15 protein-coding genes are annotated in these 17957 nt (G+C 72.4%); 12 read left to right on the top strand and 3 right to left on the bottom strand.

All coding sequences use genetic code 11. The annotated features are described in order from the left end of the window. Positions 1-108 precede the first annotated feature (108 nt). Complete coding sequence (locus tag Pma05_RS43465; RefSeq protein ID WP_203858174.1) at positions 109-2064, top strand: sensor histidine kinase; 1956 nt, start codon at positions 109-111, stop codon at positions 2062-2064. Positions 2065-2148: 84 nt separating this feature from the next. On the opposite strand, the gene Pma05_RS15800 is transcribed toward Pma05_RS43465, so the two are convergent. Continuing rightward, a complete protein-coding gene (locus tag Pma05_RS15800; RefSeq protein WP_101369614.1) occupies positions 2149-2604 on the bottom strand; it encodes a gamma-glutamylcyclotransferase in 456 nt (151 codons plus the stop codon). Positions 2605-2710: 106 nt separating this feature from the next. On the opposite strand from Pma05_RS15800, the gene Pma05_RS15805 reads away from it, so the two are divergent. The 8 genes from Pma05_RS15805 (at position 2711) to Pma05_RS15840 (ending at position 11642) form a co-directional block, all read left to right on the top strand. Further along, a complete protein-coding gene (locus Pma05_RS15805; protein WP_203858175.1) occupies positions 2711-4114 on the top strand; it encodes an NAD(P)H-quinone dehydrogenase in 1404 nt (467 codons plus the stop codon). A gap of 279 nt (positions 4115-4393) precedes the next feature. Then, positions 4394-4741 (top strand): PadR family transcriptional regulator, encoded by a 348-nt coding sequence (locus Pma05_RS15810; RefSeq protein WP_203858176.1) that lies wholly within the window; start codon positions 4394-4396, stop codon positions 4739-4741. Between the two features lie 564 nt (positions 4742-5305). Beyond that, positions 5306-5803, top strand: a complete 498-nt coding sequence (locus Pma05_RS15815; protein WP_203858177.1) for a hypothetical protein — start codon at positions 5306-5308, stop codon at positions 5801-5803. A gap of 139 nt (positions 5804-5942) precedes the next feature. Then, positions 5943-7583, top strand: a complete 1641-nt coding sequence (locus tag Pma05_RS15820; protein WP_203858178.1) for a circularly permuted type 2 ATP-grasp protein — start codon at positions 5943-5945, stop codon at positions 7581-7583. Continuing rightward, positions 7577-8530, top strand: coding sequence for an alpha-E domain-containing protein (locus Pma05_RS15825; RefSeq protein ID WP_203858179.1), 954 nt, complete (start codon positions 7577-7579; stop codon positions 8528-8530). Before Pma05_RS15820 ends, Pma05_RS15825 begins: the two co-directional genes overlap by 7 nt. 88 nt (positions 8531-8618) lie before the next feature. Beyond that, the gene (locus Pma05_RS15830; RefSeq protein ID WP_203858180.1) at positions 8619-9482 is read left to right on the top strand and encodes a transglutaminase family protein; all 864 of its coding nucleotides are present in this window, start codon (positions 8619-8621) and stop codon (positions 9480-9482) included. Positions 9483-9738: 256 nt separating this feature from the next. Next, complete coding sequence (thrS, locus tag Pma05_RS15835; RefSeq protein ID WP_203858181.1) at positions 9739-10950, top strand: threonine--tRNA ligase; 1212 nt, start codon at positions 9739-9741, stop codon at positions 10948-10950. 95 nt (positions 10951-11045) lie between these two features. Further along, the gene (locus Pma05_RS15840) at positions 11046-11642 is read left to right on the top strand and encodes a TetR/AcrR family transcriptional regulator (protein ID WP_203858182.1); all 597 of its coding nucleotides are present in this window, start codon (positions 11046-11048) and stop codon (positions 11640-11642) included. Between the two features lie 54 nt (positions 11643-11696). On the opposite strand, the gene Pma05_RS15845 is transcribed toward Pma05_RS15840, so the two are convergent. Both Pma05_RS15845 and Pma05_RS15850 read right to left on the bottom strand, forming a co-directional pair. Then, entirely contained in the window at positions 11697-13136 is a 1440-nt protein-coding gene (locus Pma05_RS15845; protein ID WP_203858183.1) for a GuaB1 family IMP dehydrogenase-related protein, read from the bottom strand. 101 nt (positions 13137-13237) lie between these two features. Continuing rightward, positions 13238-15013 carry an acetyl/propionyl/methylcrotonyl-CoA carboxylase subunit alpha gene (locus tag Pma05_RS15850; protein WP_203858184.1) on the bottom strand — a complete coding sequence of 592 codons (1776 nt, stop codon included), beginning with the start codon at positions 15011-15013 and terminating at the stop codon, positions 13238-13240. A gap of 245 nt (positions 15014-15258) precedes the next feature. On the opposite strand from Pma05_RS15850, the gene Pma05_RS15855 reads away from it, so the two are divergent. From Pma05_RS15855 to Pma05_RS15865, 3 genes are all read left to right on the top strand, one after another. Then, a complete protein-coding gene (locus tag Pma05_RS15855; protein WP_239312446.1) occupies positions 15259-16029 on the top strand; it encodes a PadR family transcriptional regulator in 771 nt (256 codons plus the stop codon). Positions 16030-16154: 125 nt separating this feature from the next. After that, a complete protein-coding gene (locus tag Pma05_RS15860; protein WP_203858185.1) occupies positions 16155-17111 on the top strand; it encodes an ATP-binding cassette domain-containing protein in 957 nt (318 codons plus the stop codon). Between the two features lie 54 nt (positions 17112-17165). Next, positions 17166-17921: an ABC transporter permease gene (locus Pma05_RS15865; protein ID WP_203858186.1), complete on the top strand. Its 756-nt coding sequence runs from the start codon at positions 17166-17168 to the stop codon at positions 17919-17921. Positions 17922-17957 lie beyond the last annotated feature (36 nt).

Below are 17957 nucleotides of genomic sequence, written 5' to 3' on the forward strand. Positions count from 1 at the left end.
GGGCGGCCGGAATGCGTCCACCTGCCCGGCCGGGGTGCAGGTAACTACACCCCGGCCGGGCGTCTGGCAACAGTCCGCCGGAGGGCGCCGGGCGGCCAGACTGGACGCATGTCGCGCCGGTACGGTCTCGCGTTCGTCCGTAACCTCGCCCAGACCGGGCTGGGCCTGCTCGGCCTGCTGATGTCCGTACTGCTGGTGATGGCGGCGACCCTGGTGGTGCCGTACCTGCCGGCGGCCCGGGCCGCCAAGCGGCTGGCCGATCTGGGTCGGCGGCTGGCCGGGCGTTGGGGCGGGATCCCGATACCGGTCGAGCACCGCCCGGGACCGCCGGTGCCGCAGCGCCGGGCCGACGGCTGGTACGTCCACGAGAACGAGCTCTACCGCTCGCCCCGGCTGCCGGCGTACCTGATGGAGCTGTCCTGGCGCGGCGACGACCCGGCGCTGCTCCGCGAGTGGGCCTGGCTGCACCTGACGCCGTTCGCCGGCGGTCTCGGCACCCTGGTCCCGCCGGTGCTGGCCGGTGCCGGGATCGGGCTCGGCGGGCTCGGGCTGGCCGACGGGACGGCCCCGGTCGTCGGCTCGCCGCCGCTGGCGCTGGCGCTGCCGGTCGGGCTGGCGCTGGTCGTGCTCGGTTTCGCGGTCGCACCGCTGACGCTGCGGCTGCACGCCCGGTGGACCCGGTTGCTGCTCCAGTCGCCCGAGCGGTCCTGGTGGCACCGGTCCGGGCTGGCCGGCTGGACGAACCGGCGGTCGGGCACCGCCTGGAACGGTGCCGGGCTGGTCGGCCTCGGCTTCGCGGCGTTCGGCGGTTTCCTGCTCAACCTGGTGACCCTGCTGGTGGGCTGGGGCGGGCTGTCGCCGCAGGTGTCGAGGCTGACCCGGCCGCTGGTGAGCCGCTACCGCCGGTACGCCCGCACCTGGGCCGGGGTGGCGATCCCGGAGCCGTACCGGCCGTTTCCCGAGCCGCCCCGGCCGGAGGAGGACGGCCGCTACCGGGTCGGGCGCACGCTGTACGCCGACCGGGCCACCGCGGTCCGGGTGCAGGAGTACGGGTGGCTCTTCAGCGATCCGGCGTTCTGGCGGGACCAGCTCTGGATGGCCACCAACCCGCTGGTCGGGGTGCTCGGGCTGATCCCCGCCGCGCTCGTCTCGATCGGCCTGTTCGGGCTGGTCGGGCAGCCACTGTGGTGGGCGCCCTGGGCGGTGCCGCTGGGCCTGTTCACCGGGGAGTGGGTCACCCCCTGGTACATCTGGTACGGCGTCACGCACGTCGCGCCCGATCTCGCCGGGATACCCGGCTGGACCAGCGCACTGCTCGGCCTGGCACTGGCCGGCCTCGGCGTGCTGCTCGCCCCGGCCCTGCTCCGGCTCCGCCTCCGGTACGACCGGCTGCTGCTCACCCCCACCCGGTCGGCCGGACTGGCGCTGCGGGTACGGCAGCTCACCGAGACCCGGGCCGACGCCGTCGACACCCAGGCGGCCGAGCTGCGCCGGATCGAACGGGACCTGCACGACGGGGCACAGGCCCGGCTGATCGCGGTCGGGCTCAGCCTGGCCGGGGTGGAGCGGCTGATCGAGGAGGATCCGCCGGCCGCGCAGGCGATGGTGGCCCAGGCCCGGGCGGCCTCGGCGACCGCGCTGACCGAACTGCGGGACCTGGTCCGGGGCATCCATCCACCGGTACTCGCCGAGCGGGGCCTGCCGGACGCGCTCCGGGCGGTGGCGCTGGACAGCCCGGTCCCGGTACGGGTGACCGGGGAACTGCCCGGCCGGCTCGACCCGCCGGTGGAGTCGGCGGCGTACTTCTGCGCGCTGGAGGCGCTGGCCAACGCCAGCCGGCACGGCGGGGCGAGCACGGTCGAGATCGCCATCACGCACACCGGTACGGCGCTGCGGGTCACGGTCGCCGACGACGGTCGGGGCGGCGCCGACCCGGACCGGGGCAGCGGGCTGCGCGGCGTACGGCGCCGGCTGGGCGCGTTCGACGGGACGCTCACCGTGCACAGCCCGGTCGGCGGCCCGACACTGGTGACCGTGGAGATCCCCTGCCCGGTCCCGGAGTAGCCGATCCGATCCGATCCGACCCGACCGGAAGCGACCCGACCCGGGACGGGCCGAGCGGTGCCGGGGTGGCCGACCCGGGACGGGTCAGGCCGAGGCGGTGCCGGTGGGGCGGGAGCGCAGTTCGGCGACGTAGTCGTCGGGGGCGCCGGCCTTCTCCGCCGCGTTGGCGATCTCCGACAGGTACCAGGCGGTCGGCAGGCCGCCCTCGTAGCCGGCGAAGACGTACACCCAGGCGGTGATCTCGCCGTCCAGGGTGACCACCCGGACGTGCAGCTTCCGGTACGTGCCGGAGGCCACCCCCTCGACCTCGTCGAGTTGGGCGGCGTCCCAGGAGTGCACGTCGTAGAGTGCGACGAAGACCCGATCGCCGGGCGACTCCACGATGGTGGTGACCGCGCCCTCCCAGCCGATCACCCCCTCACCGGCGAAGGTGAGCCGCCAGCCTTCCAGCCAGCCGGTACCCACCATGGGTGAGTGCGGGCAGTAGGCACGCATCCGGGCGGGATCGAGGTTTGAGCCGTACGCGGCGTAATGACGCACGGCGATGACGATAGCCCGGTGGAGGGGTGGGGGAGAATACGACCGTGCGTGTCGGACGGGTTCTGAACAAGATTGTCACGGGAAGCAGCGACGGAGGGCGAGCACTGTGAGCCGGATTGTGATCATCGGCGGGGGGCCGGCCGGCTACGAGGCGGCGCTGGTCGCCGCCCAGTTGGACGCCGACGTGACGGTGGTCGAGACCGACGGGGCGGGCGGGGCGTGCGTACTGCACGACTGCGTACCGTCGAAGACTTTCATCGCCAGTTCCGAGGTGGTGACCGGATATCGGGACACCGAGGAGTTCGGGGTGCACTCGGACGGGCTGGAGGCGATCACCGTCGACGCCCCGACCGTCTACGGCCGGGTCAAGCGGCTCGCGCTCGCCCAGTCCGCCGACATCCAGGCAAAACTGATCAAGGCCGGCGTGACCTATGTCTCCGGCCGGGCCCGGCTCGGCGAGGACACGCTCGGTCACACCCACCGGGTACTCGTGACCCCGTCCGACGGTGACTCCACGTACTCGATGGACGCCTCGACCGTGCTGATCGCCACCGGAGCCACCCCGAGGGTACTGCCCAGCGCGGTCCCGGACGGTGAGCGGATCCTGGACTGGCGCCAGGTGTACGACCTGCCCGTACTGCCGGAACGGCTGATCGTGGTCGGCTCCGGCGTCACCGGCGCGGAGTTCGCCAGCGCGTACCTGGCGATGGGGGTCGAGGTGACCCTGGTCTCCAGCCGCGACCGGGTGATGCCGCACGAGGACCCCGACGCCGCGATGGCGATCGAGCAGGTCTTCCGGTCCCGGGGGATGGAGATCCTCAACAACAGCCGGGCGAACGCGGTCCGCCGCTCCGGCGACGGGGTCGAGGTGGAACTCGCCGACGGCCGGGTGGTGAACGGCTCGCACGCGCTGATGGCGGTCGGCTCGGTCCCCAACACCGCCGACCTCGGCCTGGCCGAGTACGGCGTGACGGTGGCACCGGGCGGCTACGTCAACACCGACCGGGTCTCCCGGACCAACGTGCCCGGCATCTACGCCGCCGGTGACTGCACCGGGGTACTGCCGCTGGCCAGTGTGGCCGCCATGCAGGGCCGGATCGCCATGTGGCACGCGCTCGGCGAGGCGGTCTCGCCGCTGCGGCTGCGTACCGTCGCCGCCAACGTCTTCACCGATCCCGAGTTGGCCACGGTCGGGGTGTCGCAGAACGAGGTGGACTCCGGCAAGGTCCCGGCCCGCCAGGTGATGCTGCCGCTGGCCGGCAACGCCCGGGCCAAGATGGCGGACGTGCGGGACGGTTTCGTGAAGCTGTTCTGCCGGCCGGCCAGCGGGCAGGTGGTCGGCGGGGTGGTGGTGGCGCCGAACGCCAGCGAGCTGATCCTGCCGATCACGATGGCGGTGGAGAACAATCTCACCGTCGACCAGTTGGCGATGACCTTCACCATCTACCCGTCGCTGTCCGGGTCGATCACCGAGGCGGCCAGGCAGTTGATGCTGCACGGGTTGGAGTAGTACTCCCTGCGTGCTTCGGGGCGGCTTCGCGCGGTGGTACGGATAGCTACGCGGGGCGGTGGTACGCGGACTGTCGGCGTACCGTTGTCGGCGCGCGAACCGTATCCCGTCGGGTCCCCCGTTCCCGGTGGTCGAAGCGGTTCGCCACCGGGCCGCCGGCGGGTCCCGCGCCGGCGGCCCTCTTAATGAGGCGAGCCCTTCCGCATCGGTGAACCACGGCATTGAACCTGTCGGACGCTCGGGGCAGTCATATACCTGTAATCGGTATATGCTCTCGTCATGACAGAGGCGCTCCGGGAACCGACGTTCCTCATCCTCACCGCGCTCGCCGAGCAGCCGCAGCACGGCTACGGCGTGCTCGAAGACGTACGCGGGATCTCCGAAGGCCGGGTGAACCTGCGCGCCGGCACCCTCTACGCGGTGCTCGACCGGCTCCGCGCCGAGGGGTTGGTCGAGGTGGACCGGGAGGAGATCGTGCAGTCGCGGCTGCGGCGCTACTACCGGATCACCGGTCTCGGTGCCCAGCGACTCGCCGACGAGGTGGTCCGACTGCGCCGGAACGCGACGGCCGCCTCGGCGCGGCTGCGCAACAGTGGCGTCGTCCTCCCCGAGGGAGGCGCGGCATGACCGGCGAGGAGTCGCGACACCACGCCGACCTGGAGCGCCGCTACCGGCGACTGCTGGCCTGGTATCCGTGGGAACACCGCCGGACGTACGAGGAGGAACTGCTCGGGGTGCTGCTCGCCGACTCCCGTCCCGGTCAGCGCTGGCCGGCGCCGGCGGACGCGGCGAACCTCGCCCTGGCCGCCGTCCGGACCCGGTTCGGGTACGCCGCCCGGGCCGTGGTCGACCGGAGTTGGTCCGAAGCGGCGGCCACCGCCGGCCTGCTGATGGCGATCCTGCTCTGCTGCCTGCACGTGCTCCCGCTGCTCCGGCAGGTGGCCTGGGCGTCGGTCTGGCCGGCACCGGAGCTTCCGCTCTGGTATCCCGACCGGGCACTGTGGATCCGGGCCGGGCTCTGGACGCTGACCGTACTGGCGGCGGCGATCGGCCCGCGCCGGCTGGCCCCATTCCTCGCCTGGCCGGCCGTACTGCTGGAAGTCGTCGCACTTCCGGCCCGCTACCAGACAGAGCCGGTGACGGTACTCCAGGGGGCGGCCCAGACACTGCTCGGCGTGCTCTGCGCTGACCGTGCCGGCGCCGCGCCGGGCGGCCCTGGCGGTGCTCGGCCGGATCCGGCTGCTGACGATCGGTGGCACCGCCGCGCTGATGCTGGCCACCACCGCACTGCTCGACCGTCTGGGCTATCCCGGGCCGATCGATCCCGTTGCCCAGTGGGCGGTTTCGCTCCTGCTGCCGGTCGGCGTGCTGGTGGTCGCCGTCGCGGTCTGGGGTGTTCCGGCGACGGTCCGGCGGCGCCTGCTGGTGCTGCTGGCGCCGGTCGCCGCCGTACTGCTCACCGTCCGGCTGGGGCTGGCCGGCTGGGAGTACTCCAACCAGCACATGGGACATCCGGTCTATCTGGCGCCGGTCCAGTGGGTGCTGCTGGCCCTCGTACCGCTGGTGGCGCTCGCCCTCGGCTTCGTCGGGTTGCGCCGGCGGGAGCAGACGCTCCGACTGGTCGCCCTCGGCCGGAACGCCGACCGGCAGCACCCCGACCCGGGCGGGCCGACGCCCACCGACCGGTGATGGCATCGACAGATCTGAGATCAACCTTATCCGTACCGCGTCCGGGTGGCCCCGTTGGCCTGGAGTCCGGTCGGGATCTGGTGATCATGTCGTGTCGCCGTGTTACGCGGGCGCAACGAGATCGGCGTAACGTCAGGTCATGGCGGACTTGTTCGAGGACTACCGCCTCGGCCCCGGCTGGGACGAGATGTTCGGCGCGCCCGGGATGCCACGGGACGTGTACGAGGCGCTGCACGCCACCCTGCAACCGCTGTCCAGCGTCGAACTCCGGGTCCGGGCCGACGTGCTCGCCCGGGCCTTCCTCGACCAGGGGATCACCTTCGCCCTCAAAGGCGTCGAGCGGCCGTTCCCGCTGGACATCGTGCCCCGGATCATCGCGGCCGGCGAGTGGCGGGTGGTCGAGGCCGGAGTCGCCCAGCGGGTACGGGCACTGGAGGCGTTCCTCGCCGACATCTACGGCGCCGGCCAGGTGCTGGCCGATGGGGTGGTACCGCGTCGGGTCGTGGTGACCAGCGCGCACTTCCACCGCGAGGCCGCCGGGATCGTCCCGCACAACGGGGTACGCATCCACGTCGCCGGAGTCGACCTGGTCCGCGACGAGCGGGGCGACTTCCGGGTGCTGGAGGACAACGTCCGGGTCCCGTCCGGGGTCAGCTACGTGATGGAGAACCGCCGGGCGATGGCGCACGTACTGCCGGAGGTCTTCGCCGCGACCCGGATCCAGCCGGTGGAGTCGTACCCGGGGCAGTTGTTGCGGGCCCTGCGCGCGGCGGCGCCGGTCGGGATCACCGACCCCACGGTGGTGGTGTTGACCCCCGGCGTGCACAACTCGGCCTACTTCGAGCACGCCCTGCTGGCCCGCGAGATGGGGGTCGAGCTGGTCGAGGGTCGGGATCTCGTCTGCGTGGGTAACGAGGTCGCCATGCGGACCACCGCCGGTGAGCAGCGGGTCGACGTCATCTACCGGCGGATCGACGACGAGTTCCTCGACCCGGTGCACTTCCGGGCCGACTCGGTGCTCGGGGTGGCCGGGCTGCTGAACGCGGCCCGGGCCGGCCGGGTCACCATCGCCAACGCGGTCGGCAACGGGGTCGCGGACGACAAGCTGCTCTACTCGTACGTCCCCGAGCTGATCCGCTACTACCTGGCCGAGCAGCCGATCCTGTCCAATGTGGAGACGTACCGGCTGGAGGACCCGGACGTGCGCGACCACGTCCTCGACCGGCTCGACGAACTCGTGCTGAAGCCGGTCGACGGCTCCGGCGGGGCGGGCATCGTGATCGGCTCACAGGCGACCGACGAGGAGTTGGCCGAGCTGCGGCGCCGGATCAGCGTCGACCCACGGGGCTGGATCGCCCAGCGCGAGGTGGCGCTCTCCATGGTGCCGACCCTGGTCGGCAACCGGCTGCGGGCCCGGCACGTCGACCTGCGGCCGTTCGCGGTCAACGACGGGCAGCGGGTCACGGTGCTGCCGGGCGGGCTGACCCGGGTGGCGCTGCCGGAGGGCGCCCTGGTGGTCAACTCCAGCCAGGGCGGCGGGTCGAAGGACACCTGGATACTCGCCGAGCCACCGTCCGGGCTCAGCCCGGTGGACCTCACCTCCGGCATCGATACCCCGGGAGTCGACCCGGCCGACCCGGCCGCGTCGGTGTCGTCGACCGTGCCGGTGCCGCGTAGTCCGGACCCGGGACCGGACGCCGGACTGGTCAGCGTGCAGCAGCAGCAACAGCAGCAGTCCGCCCGGGAGGCCGCGGCCGGAGCGGGGCGGTCGCGGTGCTGAGCCGGATCGCCGAGTCGCTCTACTGGATCGGCCGGTACGTCGAGCGGGCCGAGGACACCGCCCGGATCCTCGACGTACACCTGCACCGGATGGTCGCCGACCCGTGGGTGGACGAGGCGACCGCCTGCCGCTCCCTGCTCACCGTGATGGGGGTCGGGCCGCTGGAGCAGCCGGTCACCGCCAACCGGGTGGTCGGGGTGCTCGGCCTCGACGAGGAGAACCCGAGTTCCGTGGTCGGTGCCCTGGCCGCCGCCCGGGAGAACGCCCGAGGCGCCCGGGAGACCATCTCGGCGGACATGTGGGAGTGCCTCAACTCGACCTGGCATGGCCTGCCGGCGGTCCGGCGCCGGGCCGAGCAGCAGGGCGTACACGCGTTCTTCCGGTGGGTCCGGGAGCGCTGTGCGGTGATGGCCGGGCTGACCGACGCCACCATGAGCCGGGACGAGGGCTGGCTCTTCCTGGTACTCGGCCGCAGCGTCGAACGGGTCGACATGACCGCCCGACTGCTCTCCACGCACGTACGGGCCGGTGGCAGCATCCCGTCCTGGCTGACCCTGCTGCGCTCCTGCGGCGCCTGGGAGACGTTCCTGCGCACCTATCGTGGCTCGCTCGACGACCGGTACGCGGCCGAGTTCCTGCTGCTCGACCGGCTCTTTCCCCGCTCCGTCTTCGCCGCGCTCTCCCGGGCCGAGGCGTGCCTGCGCGAGCTGGAACCCTCCGGCGGTCCCGGGCAGCCCGGCCGGACCGGGGTCTCCACCGACGCGCAGCGGATCATCGGCCGGGCCCGGACCGGCCTGGAGTTCCGGGCCGCCGACGAGCTGATCGGCGACCTCGCCGTGGTGCTGGCCGGACTGGAACGCACCTGCTCGCAGGTGAACGACGCGGTCTCCCGGCGCTACTTCCGGCAGACCTCGGCGGTGGCCTGGCTGCCGGAGGCGGTGGCGTGATCGGGGTCGGGCTCGGTGGCGTGATCGGGCTCGGGCTCGGGCTTGGGCGGACCGACGGAACAGTGCGGCGGGCCGGGGAGGGAACGCGATGACGGTCGGCAGTTGGCGGTTGAAGATCCGGCACCAGACCGGCTTCAGCTATGCCGGCGCGGTCGCCTCGTCGTACAACGAGGCGCGGATGTCGCCGCGCAACGAGGCCCGCCAGGCGGTGCTGGAGGCGCGGGTGGAGGTGTGGCCGTCGGCCCGGACCTACCGGTACGAGGACTACTGGGGGACCGTGGTGACCGCCTTCGACGTGCACAGCGCACACGACACGCTGCGGGTCACCGCCATCTCCACGGTGGAGACGCTGGGCCCGGGTGACCAGTTGACGGCGACCGACGGGGTGGGCTGGGCCGACCTGCGCGGGCCGGAGTGCGCGGACCGCTGGTACGAACTGTTGCTGCCCACCCCGCGTACCGCGCTGGACGAGGAACTGACCGGGCTGGCCGAGTCCGTCCGGGCCGCCCGGCCGACCCCGCACGCCGCCGCCTTGGCGCTCTGCGAGCAGGTCAGGGACGAGGTCGCGTACGCCTCCGGCACCACCGGCGTGCAGACCGACGCCGTACATGCCTGGCGGCAGCGCAAGGGGGTCTGCCAGGACATCAGCCACCTGGTGGTGGGGCTGCTGCGCACCATCGGCATCCCGGCCCGGTACGTCTCCGGCTACCTGCACCCGGCACCCGACGCCACGATCGGGGACAGCGTGGTCGGGCAGAGCCACGCCTGGGTGGAGTGGTGGGTCGGCCGGTGGACGGCCTTCGACCCCACCAACGGGATACCGGTCGGCGAGCGGCACGTGGTGGTCGGCCGGGGCCGGGAGTACGGCGACGTACCGCCGCTCAAGGGCGTCTACGCGGGCCCGGCCAACACCGGGCAGGGCGTCGAGGTGACCATCACCCGACTGCGCTGAGGCCGAGCCGGGCGAGCAGATCGTGGCCGGGTGGAAACCGCGTGCGCTCGGGTGGCCGGCGGCAGTACGGTGGCCGGCATGTGCAGCGCGATGAGGAAGACGACGACGCCGGGACACCCCGGCGTGCCGCGCTGACGCAGACCAACTCGTCGACTGGCCCCGGGGCGATCCGCTCCGGGGCTTCGTCGTGCGTACCAGATCGGCGCGGTCCCCGGGGCGGAGCCGCCGCAGGGCCGTACCGGATCTGGGAGCTGACATGCACGACCACCGCAGGCTCGGGCGCGAACTCGAGCTGTTCCACGCCGACCCGCTCTCCGGGGCCGGCCTGCCGGTCTGGCTGCCGGCCGGCGCCGCCGCCCGGCACGCCGTCGAGGAGTACGTCCGCGAGCTGGAGCGCCGGGCCGGCTACCAGCACGTCTACTCGCCCCCGCTGGGCAAGCGCGAACTGTTCGAACTCTCCGGGCACCTCGGCTACTTCGCCGACGACATGTTCCCGGTGCTGCGGCTCTCCGCCGACGACGAGTTCGTACTCCGGCCGGCGCTCTGCCCGCACCACGCCCTGGTCTACCGGGCCCGGGGCCGGTCCTACCGGGAACTGCCGCTGCGCATCGCCGAGCTGGGCGGGATGTACCGGCCGGAGCGGTCCGGGGTGCTCGGCGGGCTCAGCCGGGTACGGGCGATCTCGCTCAACGACGCGCACAACTTCTGCGCACCCGAGCAGGTCGGCGCCGAGGTCGCCGAGGTGCTGGAGTTGACCCGGGCGGCGCATGCCGCGCTCGGGGTACGCCCGGCGGGGTTCCGGCTGTCGCTGCGCGGACCGGGCGAGAAGTACGTCGGCGACGACGAGGAGTGGCAGCGCGCCGAGGAGCTGCTCCGGGCGGCACTGGGCGGCCTGCCGTACGTCGAGGCACCCGGGGAGGCGGCGTTCTACGGGCCGAAGATCGACATCCAGGTCCGGGACGCGGCCGGTCGGGAGTCGACCCTCGCCACCATCCAGCTCGACTTCGACAAACCGGCCCGGTTCGACCTCTCCTACACCGACGGCCGGGGACGGCGGGCGCGGCCGGTGATGGTGCACCGGAGCCTGGTCGGCAGCATGGAGCGGCTCTTCGCGTACCTGATCGAGGTGCACGCCGGAGCCTTCCCGGCCTGGTACGCCCCGGTCCAGGTACGGGTACTCCCGGTCGGGCCGGCGCAGGTGGCGGCGGCGGAGGCGTTCCGCCGGGACTGCGTACTCGCCGGGCTGCGGGCGGAGTTGGTCGTCGACGGATCACTCGGTGCCCGGATCCGGGACGCTGCCCAGCGCCGGGTCCCGTACGCGGCGGTGCTGGGCGCCCGGGAGGTGGCGGCCGGGCAGGTGGCGCTGCGGCTGCGGGACGGCCGGGGGGTCGACCCGATGGCGGCGGGGGACGCGTTGGGCCTGATCGCCGGGGTGGTGGCCGACCGTTCGGCGGAACTCCTGCCCTGAGCCGGTCAGGTCGGTCATGTCGGTCGGGTTGGTGAGGTCGGTCAGGTCCGTCAGGCAGGCAGGTATCTTGTCGATGGCAAGATATGCTGATCGCCATGAGCGAGGAGAGTGCCGCCGGTCGGCCGTACCATCACGGAGACCTGCGGCGGGCGTTGCTGTCCGCCGCCGCGACGGCGATCGAGGAGTCCGGCCCGGCCGGGCTCAGCCTGCGCGACCTGGCCCGTCGGGCCGGCGTCTCGCACGCCGCCCCGGCACACCACTTCGGCGACAAGGCCGGGCTGCTCACCGCGTTCGCCACCGAGGGCTTCGAGACGCTCGCCGACACGCTGGCCCGGGTCCGCCAGGAGTCCGGCGGCAGCCTGCTCGAACTCGGCGTCGGCTACGTCACGTTCGCGGTACGGCACCGGGCGCACTTCGAGGTGATGTTCCGGCCGGAACTCTTCCACCGCGACGACGCCGGGCTCGCCGCCGCCCAGCAGCGGGCCCGGGCGGCACTCCGGGCCGGAGTGGCCGGACTGCCGGCCGCACCGGTCGGCCCGGAGGCGGCCCGGACCGAGCTGGCCGCCTGGTCGATCGTGCACGGCTTCGCCACCCTGTGGCTCGGCGGGGCGCTCCGGCCCGACCAGGTCGGCGACGACCCGGAGGCCGCCGCCAGGCTGGTGATCGGTCGACTCTTCGCGTCACCCGGTTGAGCCGCCGCCGGGGGTTCCGCCACCTCACATGACGTGGTGGCGTTTGCCGTCACCTCACCAGTTGGTGGGCAGCGGCATCCCCTCGGTGTAGCCGGCGGCGCTCTGCACCCCGACCACCGCGTTGGCGTGGAACTCGGCGAGATCGGCCGCACCCGCGTACGTGCACGCGCTGCGTACCCCGGCGACGATCTCGTCGATCAGGTCCTCCACGCCGGGCCGGTCCGGGTCGAGGTACATCCGCGCGCTGGAGATGCCCTCCTCGAAGACCGCCTTCCGGGCCTGGTCGTACGGGCTGTCCTCGGCGGTACGCGCACTGACCGCCCGCGCCGAGGCCATGCCGAAGCTCTCCTTGTAGCGCCGGCCGTCGGCATCGGTGTAGAGGTCACCGGGTGACTCGTAGGTGCCGGCGAACCAGGTGCCGATCATCACGTTCGACGCCCCGGCGGCCAGGGCCAGGGCGACGTCGCGCGGGTGACGTACCCCGCCGTCGGCCCAGACGTGCCGGCCCAACTCGCGGGCGGCGCCCGCACAGTCGAGTACCGCGGAGAACTGCGGCCGGCCCACCCCGGTCATCATCCGGGTGGTGCACATCGCCCCCGGCCCCACCCCGACCTTGACGATGTCCGCACCCGCCTCGACCAGATCCCGTACCCCGGCCGCGGTGACCACGTTGCCGGCGGCCACCGGTACCGGCGGATCGAGGCGGCGTACCGCCCGCAGGGCCCGGAGCATCCGCTCCTGGTGGCCGTGCGCGGTGTCCACCACCAGGGTGTCCACCCCGGCCTCGAAGAGCGCGGCGGCCTTGCCGGCGACGTCGCCGTTGATGCCGATCGCGGCGGCGATCCGCAGCCGGCCCTTGCCGTCCAGCGCCGGCCGGTACAGCGTGGCCCGCAGCGCACCCCGGCGGGTCAGTATCCCGACCAGCCGGCCCTCGACGTCGACCACCGGGGCGAGCCGGCGGCGCCCCCGGGACAGCCGGTCGAACCCGGTCCGGGGATCGGCCTCGGCGGGTACGGTGTGCAGTTCGGTGGACATCACATGCCGCAACTGCGCGAACCGATCCACCCCGACCGTGTCGGCCTCGGTCACCACGCCGACCGGCCGGCCGTCCGGGTCGACCACGATCACCGCGCCGTGCGAGCGCTTCGGCAGCAGGTGGATGGCGTCTCCGACGGTGTCGGTCGGGCCGAGCCTGATCGCGGTGTCGTGCACCAGATGCCGCTGCTTGACCCAGCCGATCACCTCGGCGACCACCTCGATCGGGATGTCCTGCGGCAGTACGGTGAGCCCTCCGCGCCGGGCCACCGTCTCGGCCATCCGCCGGCCCGCCACCGCCGTCATGTTGGAGACCACGATCGGGATCGTGGTGCCGGTCCCGTCGCTGCTGGCCAGGTCGACGTCGAGCCGGGACTCCACGGCCGACCGGACCGGGGCCAGGAAGACGTCGTTGTAGGTCAGGTCCTGGCTGGGCTTCCCACCGGTGATGAACCGCACCTGGCCATCATGCCGGAGGACGATCCACCCGGCCCGACAGTCCCGCCGCTCACCGACCTCCGGTCGCCTGGACGTCCGTCACGTGATGAGGCAGACGTCGGTCAGTTGATGACGCAGATGACGGCGCCGGCGGTGAGGACTCCGCCGACCTCGGCGGCCAGTTGGCCCACCACACCGGCCTTGTGCGCGTGCAGCGGCTGCTCCATCTTCATCGCCTCGATGACGACGATCAGGTCGCCCTCGGCAACCGTGTCGCCGTCGGCAACCGCGATCTTGACGATGGTGCCCTGCATCGGGGCGGTCAGCGCGTCTCCACCTACGGCGGCCCCGCCCGCCGTACCGGATCCGCTGGTGCGACGGGCCGGACGCCGGGCGGCGGCACCGGAGGTACCCGGGCCGGCGGCCGGGGCCGTACCCGCGCCGAAGCCGGCGGGGAGGCTCACCTCCAGCCGCTTGCCGGCCACCTCGACCACGACGGTCTCCCGGGCGCCGACCGGCTCGTCGGCCGCTGCGGCGCCGGTGAACGCCGGTACGGTGTTGTCGAACTCGGTCTCGATCCACCTGGTGTGCACGGCGAACGGCGCCGAGGTGAACGCCGGGTCCCGGACGACGAGCCGGTGGAACGGCAGCGCGGTGGCCATCCCGTCCACCACCATCTCGTCGAGGGCCCGACGGGCGCGTTCCAGCGCCTCGGTACGGGTCTCCCCGGTCACGATCACCTTTGCGAGCAGCGAGTCGAAGTTGCCGCCGACCACGTCCCCGGCGGCGATGCCGGCGTCCACCCGTACGCCGGGTCCGGTGGGGAGTCGCAGCGCGGTCACCGTGCCCGGTGCCGGCAGGAAGTTCCGGCCCGGGTCCTCCCCGTTGATCCGGAACTCGATCGAGTGCCCGCGTGGGACGGGATCGGTGTCGAACCGGAGCTTCTCGCCGGACGCGATCCGGAACTGCTCCCGGACCAGGTCGATGCCGGCGGTCTCCTCGGTCACCGGGTGCTCCACCTGGAGCCGTGTGTTCACCTCCAGGAAGGAGACGGTGCCGTCCGCGCCGACCAGGTATTCCACCGTGCCGGCACCGTGGTAGTCGGCCTCCCGGCAGATCGCCTTCGCGCTGGCGTGGATCGCCGACCGCTGCTCGTCGGTCAGGAACGGGGCCGGCGCCTCCTCGACGAGCTTCTGGTGCCGGCGTTGCAGCGAGCAGTCCCGGGTGCCGACCACCACGACGTTGCCGTGCTGGTCGGCGAGGACCTGCGCCTCGACGTGCCGGGGCCGGTCCAGGTAGCGCTCGACGAAGCACTCGCCCCGGCCGAACGCGGCCAGCGCCTCCCGGGTGGCCGACTCGAAGAGCGCCGGGATCTCCGCCATCGTCCGGGCCACCTTGAGCCCCCGGCCCCCGCCGCCGAACGCCGCCTTGATCGCCACCGGCAGGCCGTGTTCGGCCGCGAAGGCAAGCACCTCGTCCGGCCCGCTCACCGGCTCGGAGGTGCCGGGCACCAGGGGAGCGCCGGCCCGCTGCGCGAGATGCCGGGCGGTGACCTTGTCACCGAGGTCGCGGATCGCCTGCGGCGTCGGCCCGATCCAGGTCAGGCCGGCGTCGATCACCGCCGCCGCGAAGTCCGCGTTCTCGGAGAGAAACCCGTAACCCGGGTGTACGGCGTCAGCGCCCGACCGGGCGGCCACGTCGAGCAGCTTGTCGATCCGCAGGTACGTCTCGGTGGCGGTCTCGCCACCCAGCGCGTACGCCTCGTCGGCGAGGGTGGCGTGCGGCGCGTCCCGGTCGGAGTCGGCGTAGACGGCGACGCTGGCCAGTCCGGCGTCCCGGCAGGCGCGGACGACCCGGACCGCGATCTCGCCCCGGTTGGCGATCAGTACCTTTCGCACGCGGCTGCTCCTCCTCGATTCGCTCCCCACCGTCGCCGGTCGCCAAGGTGGCTGCCAGGGACGTTGCCAGGGGACATTGTCAAACGTTTGCCTGCGGCTCGGCTCGGGGCCCGCCTCCGGGTCGCTGCCGTCGGCGGTGTCGCTCCCGGTCACAGGTCCGGCTGCGGACCGGTCACCCCGACTGCTCGGCCCTGCCACCGGAGGGCGTTGGTCACTAGTCAATTTTGGCTATTACTCTTCTGGGTGTGTCGGCTACCCGAATGATGATTCTCGGCCTGGTCCGGTGGATGCAACCGGTGCACGGCTATGACGTACGTCGCGAGCTGCTGAGCTGGAGTGCGGACAAGTGGGCGAACGTCCAGCCCGGTTCGATCTACCACGCGCTGCGCAAGCTGACCGAGGAGGGGTTGTTACGGGAGGTGGCCACCGAGCAGGTCGGATCCCGTCCGGCCCGGGTCACGTACGGGATCACGCCGAAGGGTGAGGACGAGTTCCAGGGCCTGCTCAGGGGCAACTGGTGGAGCCTCGGCGAGGTCGTCGACCCGTTCTTCGCGGCCTTCTCCTTCCTGCCCGCGCTGCCCCGGGACGAGGCGTCGGCGGCGCTGCGTAATCGGGCCCGACTGCTGCGGGCGGTCAACGACAGCCTGCGGGCGGCGGTGGAGTCCGGCTGGATGAAGGAGGGCAAGCCGGTACATGTCGCCTGGATGTGGCAGTTGTCGATCGCCCGGGCGGAGGGGGAGATCGGCTGGTGCGAGCGGATCGCCGACCTGATCGACGCCGGGGTGTCGTACCTGCCGGAGGAGTACGCCGAGAACGTCGAATGGGCCCGGTTCGGGGAGTTGGCCGCCGAGGCCACCTGGTACGGCGGACATTCGTCGGCGAGATCCGCCCCAGCCAGGTCACCGTCGCCACCCGTCGACACCACCCCGTCCGTCGACGCCGACCCGTTGGCCGGCTCCGAGCCTGCCGCCGGGCAGCCACCGGTGCACGGCGGATGGCCGTCGAGCAACGCGTAATAATCAACGTTGACTAGATGCGCTATATCGCGTTAGCCTTCCGGAAGCGTTGCGGTGGGCGCCTTCTGGCGTGCCCCGGGGGATGGGACCGGCGGGGATGCCGGTCCGGCTGACCAGGAGCAGGCATGATCGAGACGAAGGGGTTGCGGAAGTCGTTCCGCTCCCGACAGGGCAGAGAGAAGAAGTCGGTCGACGCGGTCCGCGGGGTCGACCTCGTGGTGGCCGAGGGGGAGATCTTCGGCTTCCTCGGCCCGAACGGCGCGGGCAAGACCACCACGCTGCGGATGCTCGCCACACTCATCGAACCGGACGGTGGCGAGGCCAACATCGCCGGCGTCGACCTGCGGACCAATCCGGCTGAGGTGCGGCGGCGGATCGGTTACGTGGCCCAGGGCGGCAGCACCTGGGACGAGTCCACCGCCCGCGAGGAGCTGGTACTGCACGCCCGGATGTACGGCCTCGGCAAGGCCGAGGCGCAGCGGCGGGCAGTACGCGCCCTGGACGCGTTCCAGCTCACCGAGTACGCCGACCGCAAGTGCAAGACGTACTCCGGCGGTCAGCGGCGCCGGGTCGACATCGCGCTCGGCATCATCCACGAGCCGAAGATCGTCTTCCTGGACGAGCCGACCACCGGCCTCGACCCGCAGAGCCGGGCGCACATGTGGGACGAGATCCGCCGGCTGCGCGCCGAGGGCATGACCGTCTTCATCACCACGCACTACCTCGACGAGGCGGACGCGCTCTGCGACCGGATCGCCATCATGGACCACGGCGAGGTGGTCGCCGAGGGGACTCCGGCGGAGTTGAAGCGGGAGATCTCCGGCGACGTGGTGCTGGTCGCCATCGAGGGGTCGGCCGAGGACGCCGGCAAGGTGCTGGAGACCGAGTCGTACGTCACCAAACTGGAGACCTCCGACGAGGGTGCGCTCCGGCTCTATGTCAACGACGGGGCCCGGGACATGCCCCAGATCCTCCGCGCGCTCGACGGCGCCGGCATCGCGCTCAGCTCGATCGAGCTGCACCGGCCCAGCCTCGACGACGTGTTCCTCACCAAGACCGGCCGCTCGCTGCGCGAGTCCTGACCGCTCGCCGCGCGAGTCTTACGCGCTCGCCGCACCCCCAACAGGAGACGTGGAATGAAATTCGCCCGCGACACATGGTTGATCTTCCAGCGGCAGTTCCTGCTGCTGGTCCGCCAGCCCGTCTGGCTCTTCGTCGGCATCTTCCAGCCGGTGATGTACCTGCTGCTCTTCGCCCCGCTGCTCAAGCCCGCGCTACAGGCGTCGAGCAACGCCGAGGCGTACCGGATCTTCGTACCCGGCCTGCTGGTGCTGCTCGCCATCTTCGGCGGGCTCTTCCAGGGCTTCGGTCTGATCGCCGAGCTGCGGGCCGGGGTGATCGAACGGTCCCGGGTCACCCCGGTCAGCCGACTCGCCCTGCTGCTCGGCCGCTCGCTGCGGGACGTGGTGTCCCTGATCGCCCAGGCGATCATCATCACCGTGCTGGCGCTGGCCTTCGGGCTCTCGGTCTTCATCGGAGACCTGCTGCTCGCATACCTGATGCTGGCCCTGATCGCGCTGATGACCTCGGCACTGTCCTACGGGATCGCGCTGGTGGTGAAGAGCGAGGACGCGCTGGCGCCGCTGATGAACACGATCGCCCAACCGGTCCTGCTGCTCTCCGGCATCCTGCTGCCGCTGAACTTCGCGCCCGGCTGGTTGCAGGGGATCGCCGACTGGAACCCGTTCTCCTGGGCGGTCGACGGTGCGCGGGCACTCTTCGCCGGCGACCTCGGCAACGACGCCGTCTGGCAGGGACTGTCGGTGATGGCGGTGATCACGGCGCTCGCCGTGGTCTGGGCCGCGCGCGAGTTCGCCCGCAGCGTCCGCTAGCTCCCCATCGGGTACGGGTGGAGCCGGCTTGCGGGC

Origin of the sequence: Plantactinospora mayteni, from assembly GCF_016862935.1 — a bacterium.
GTDB classification, from domain to species: domain Bacteria; phylum Actinomycetota; class Actinomycetes; order Mycobacteriales; family Micromonosporaceae; genus Plantactinospora; species Plantactinospora mayteni.

Coding starts and splice junctions, on each gene's coding strand:
- Pma05_RS43465 (WP_203858174.1), top strand. CDS start 109: ATGTCGCGCCGGTACGGTCTCGCGTTCGTCCGTAACCTCGCCCAGACC.
- Pma05_RS15810 (WP_203858176.1), top strand. CDS start 4,394: ATGACAGAGGCGCTCCGGGAACCGACGTTCCTCATCCTCACCGCGCTC.
- Pma05_RS15820 (WP_203858178.1), top strand. CDS start 5,943: ATGGCGGACTTGTTCGAGGACTACCGCCTCGGCCCCGGCTGGGACGAG.
- Pma05_RS15830 (WP_203858180.1), top strand. CDS start 8,619: ATGACGGTCGGCAGTTGGCGGTTGAAGATCCGGCACCAGACCGGCTTC.
- thrS (WP_203858181.1), top strand. CDS start 9,739: ATGCACGACCACCGCAGGCTCGGGCGCGAACTCGAGCTGTTCCACGCC.
- Pma05_RS15840 (WP_203858182.1), top strand. CDS start 11,046: ATGAGCGAGGAGAGTGCCGCCGGTCGGCCGTACCATCACGGAGACCTG.
- Pma05_RS15860 (WP_203858185.1), top strand. CDS start 16,155: ATGATCGAGACGAAGGGGTTGCGGAAGTCGTTCCGCTCCCGACAGGGC.
- Pma05_RS15865 (WP_203858186.1), top strand. CDS start 17,166: ATGAAATTCGCCCGCGACACATGGTTGATCTTCCAGCGGCAGTTCCTG.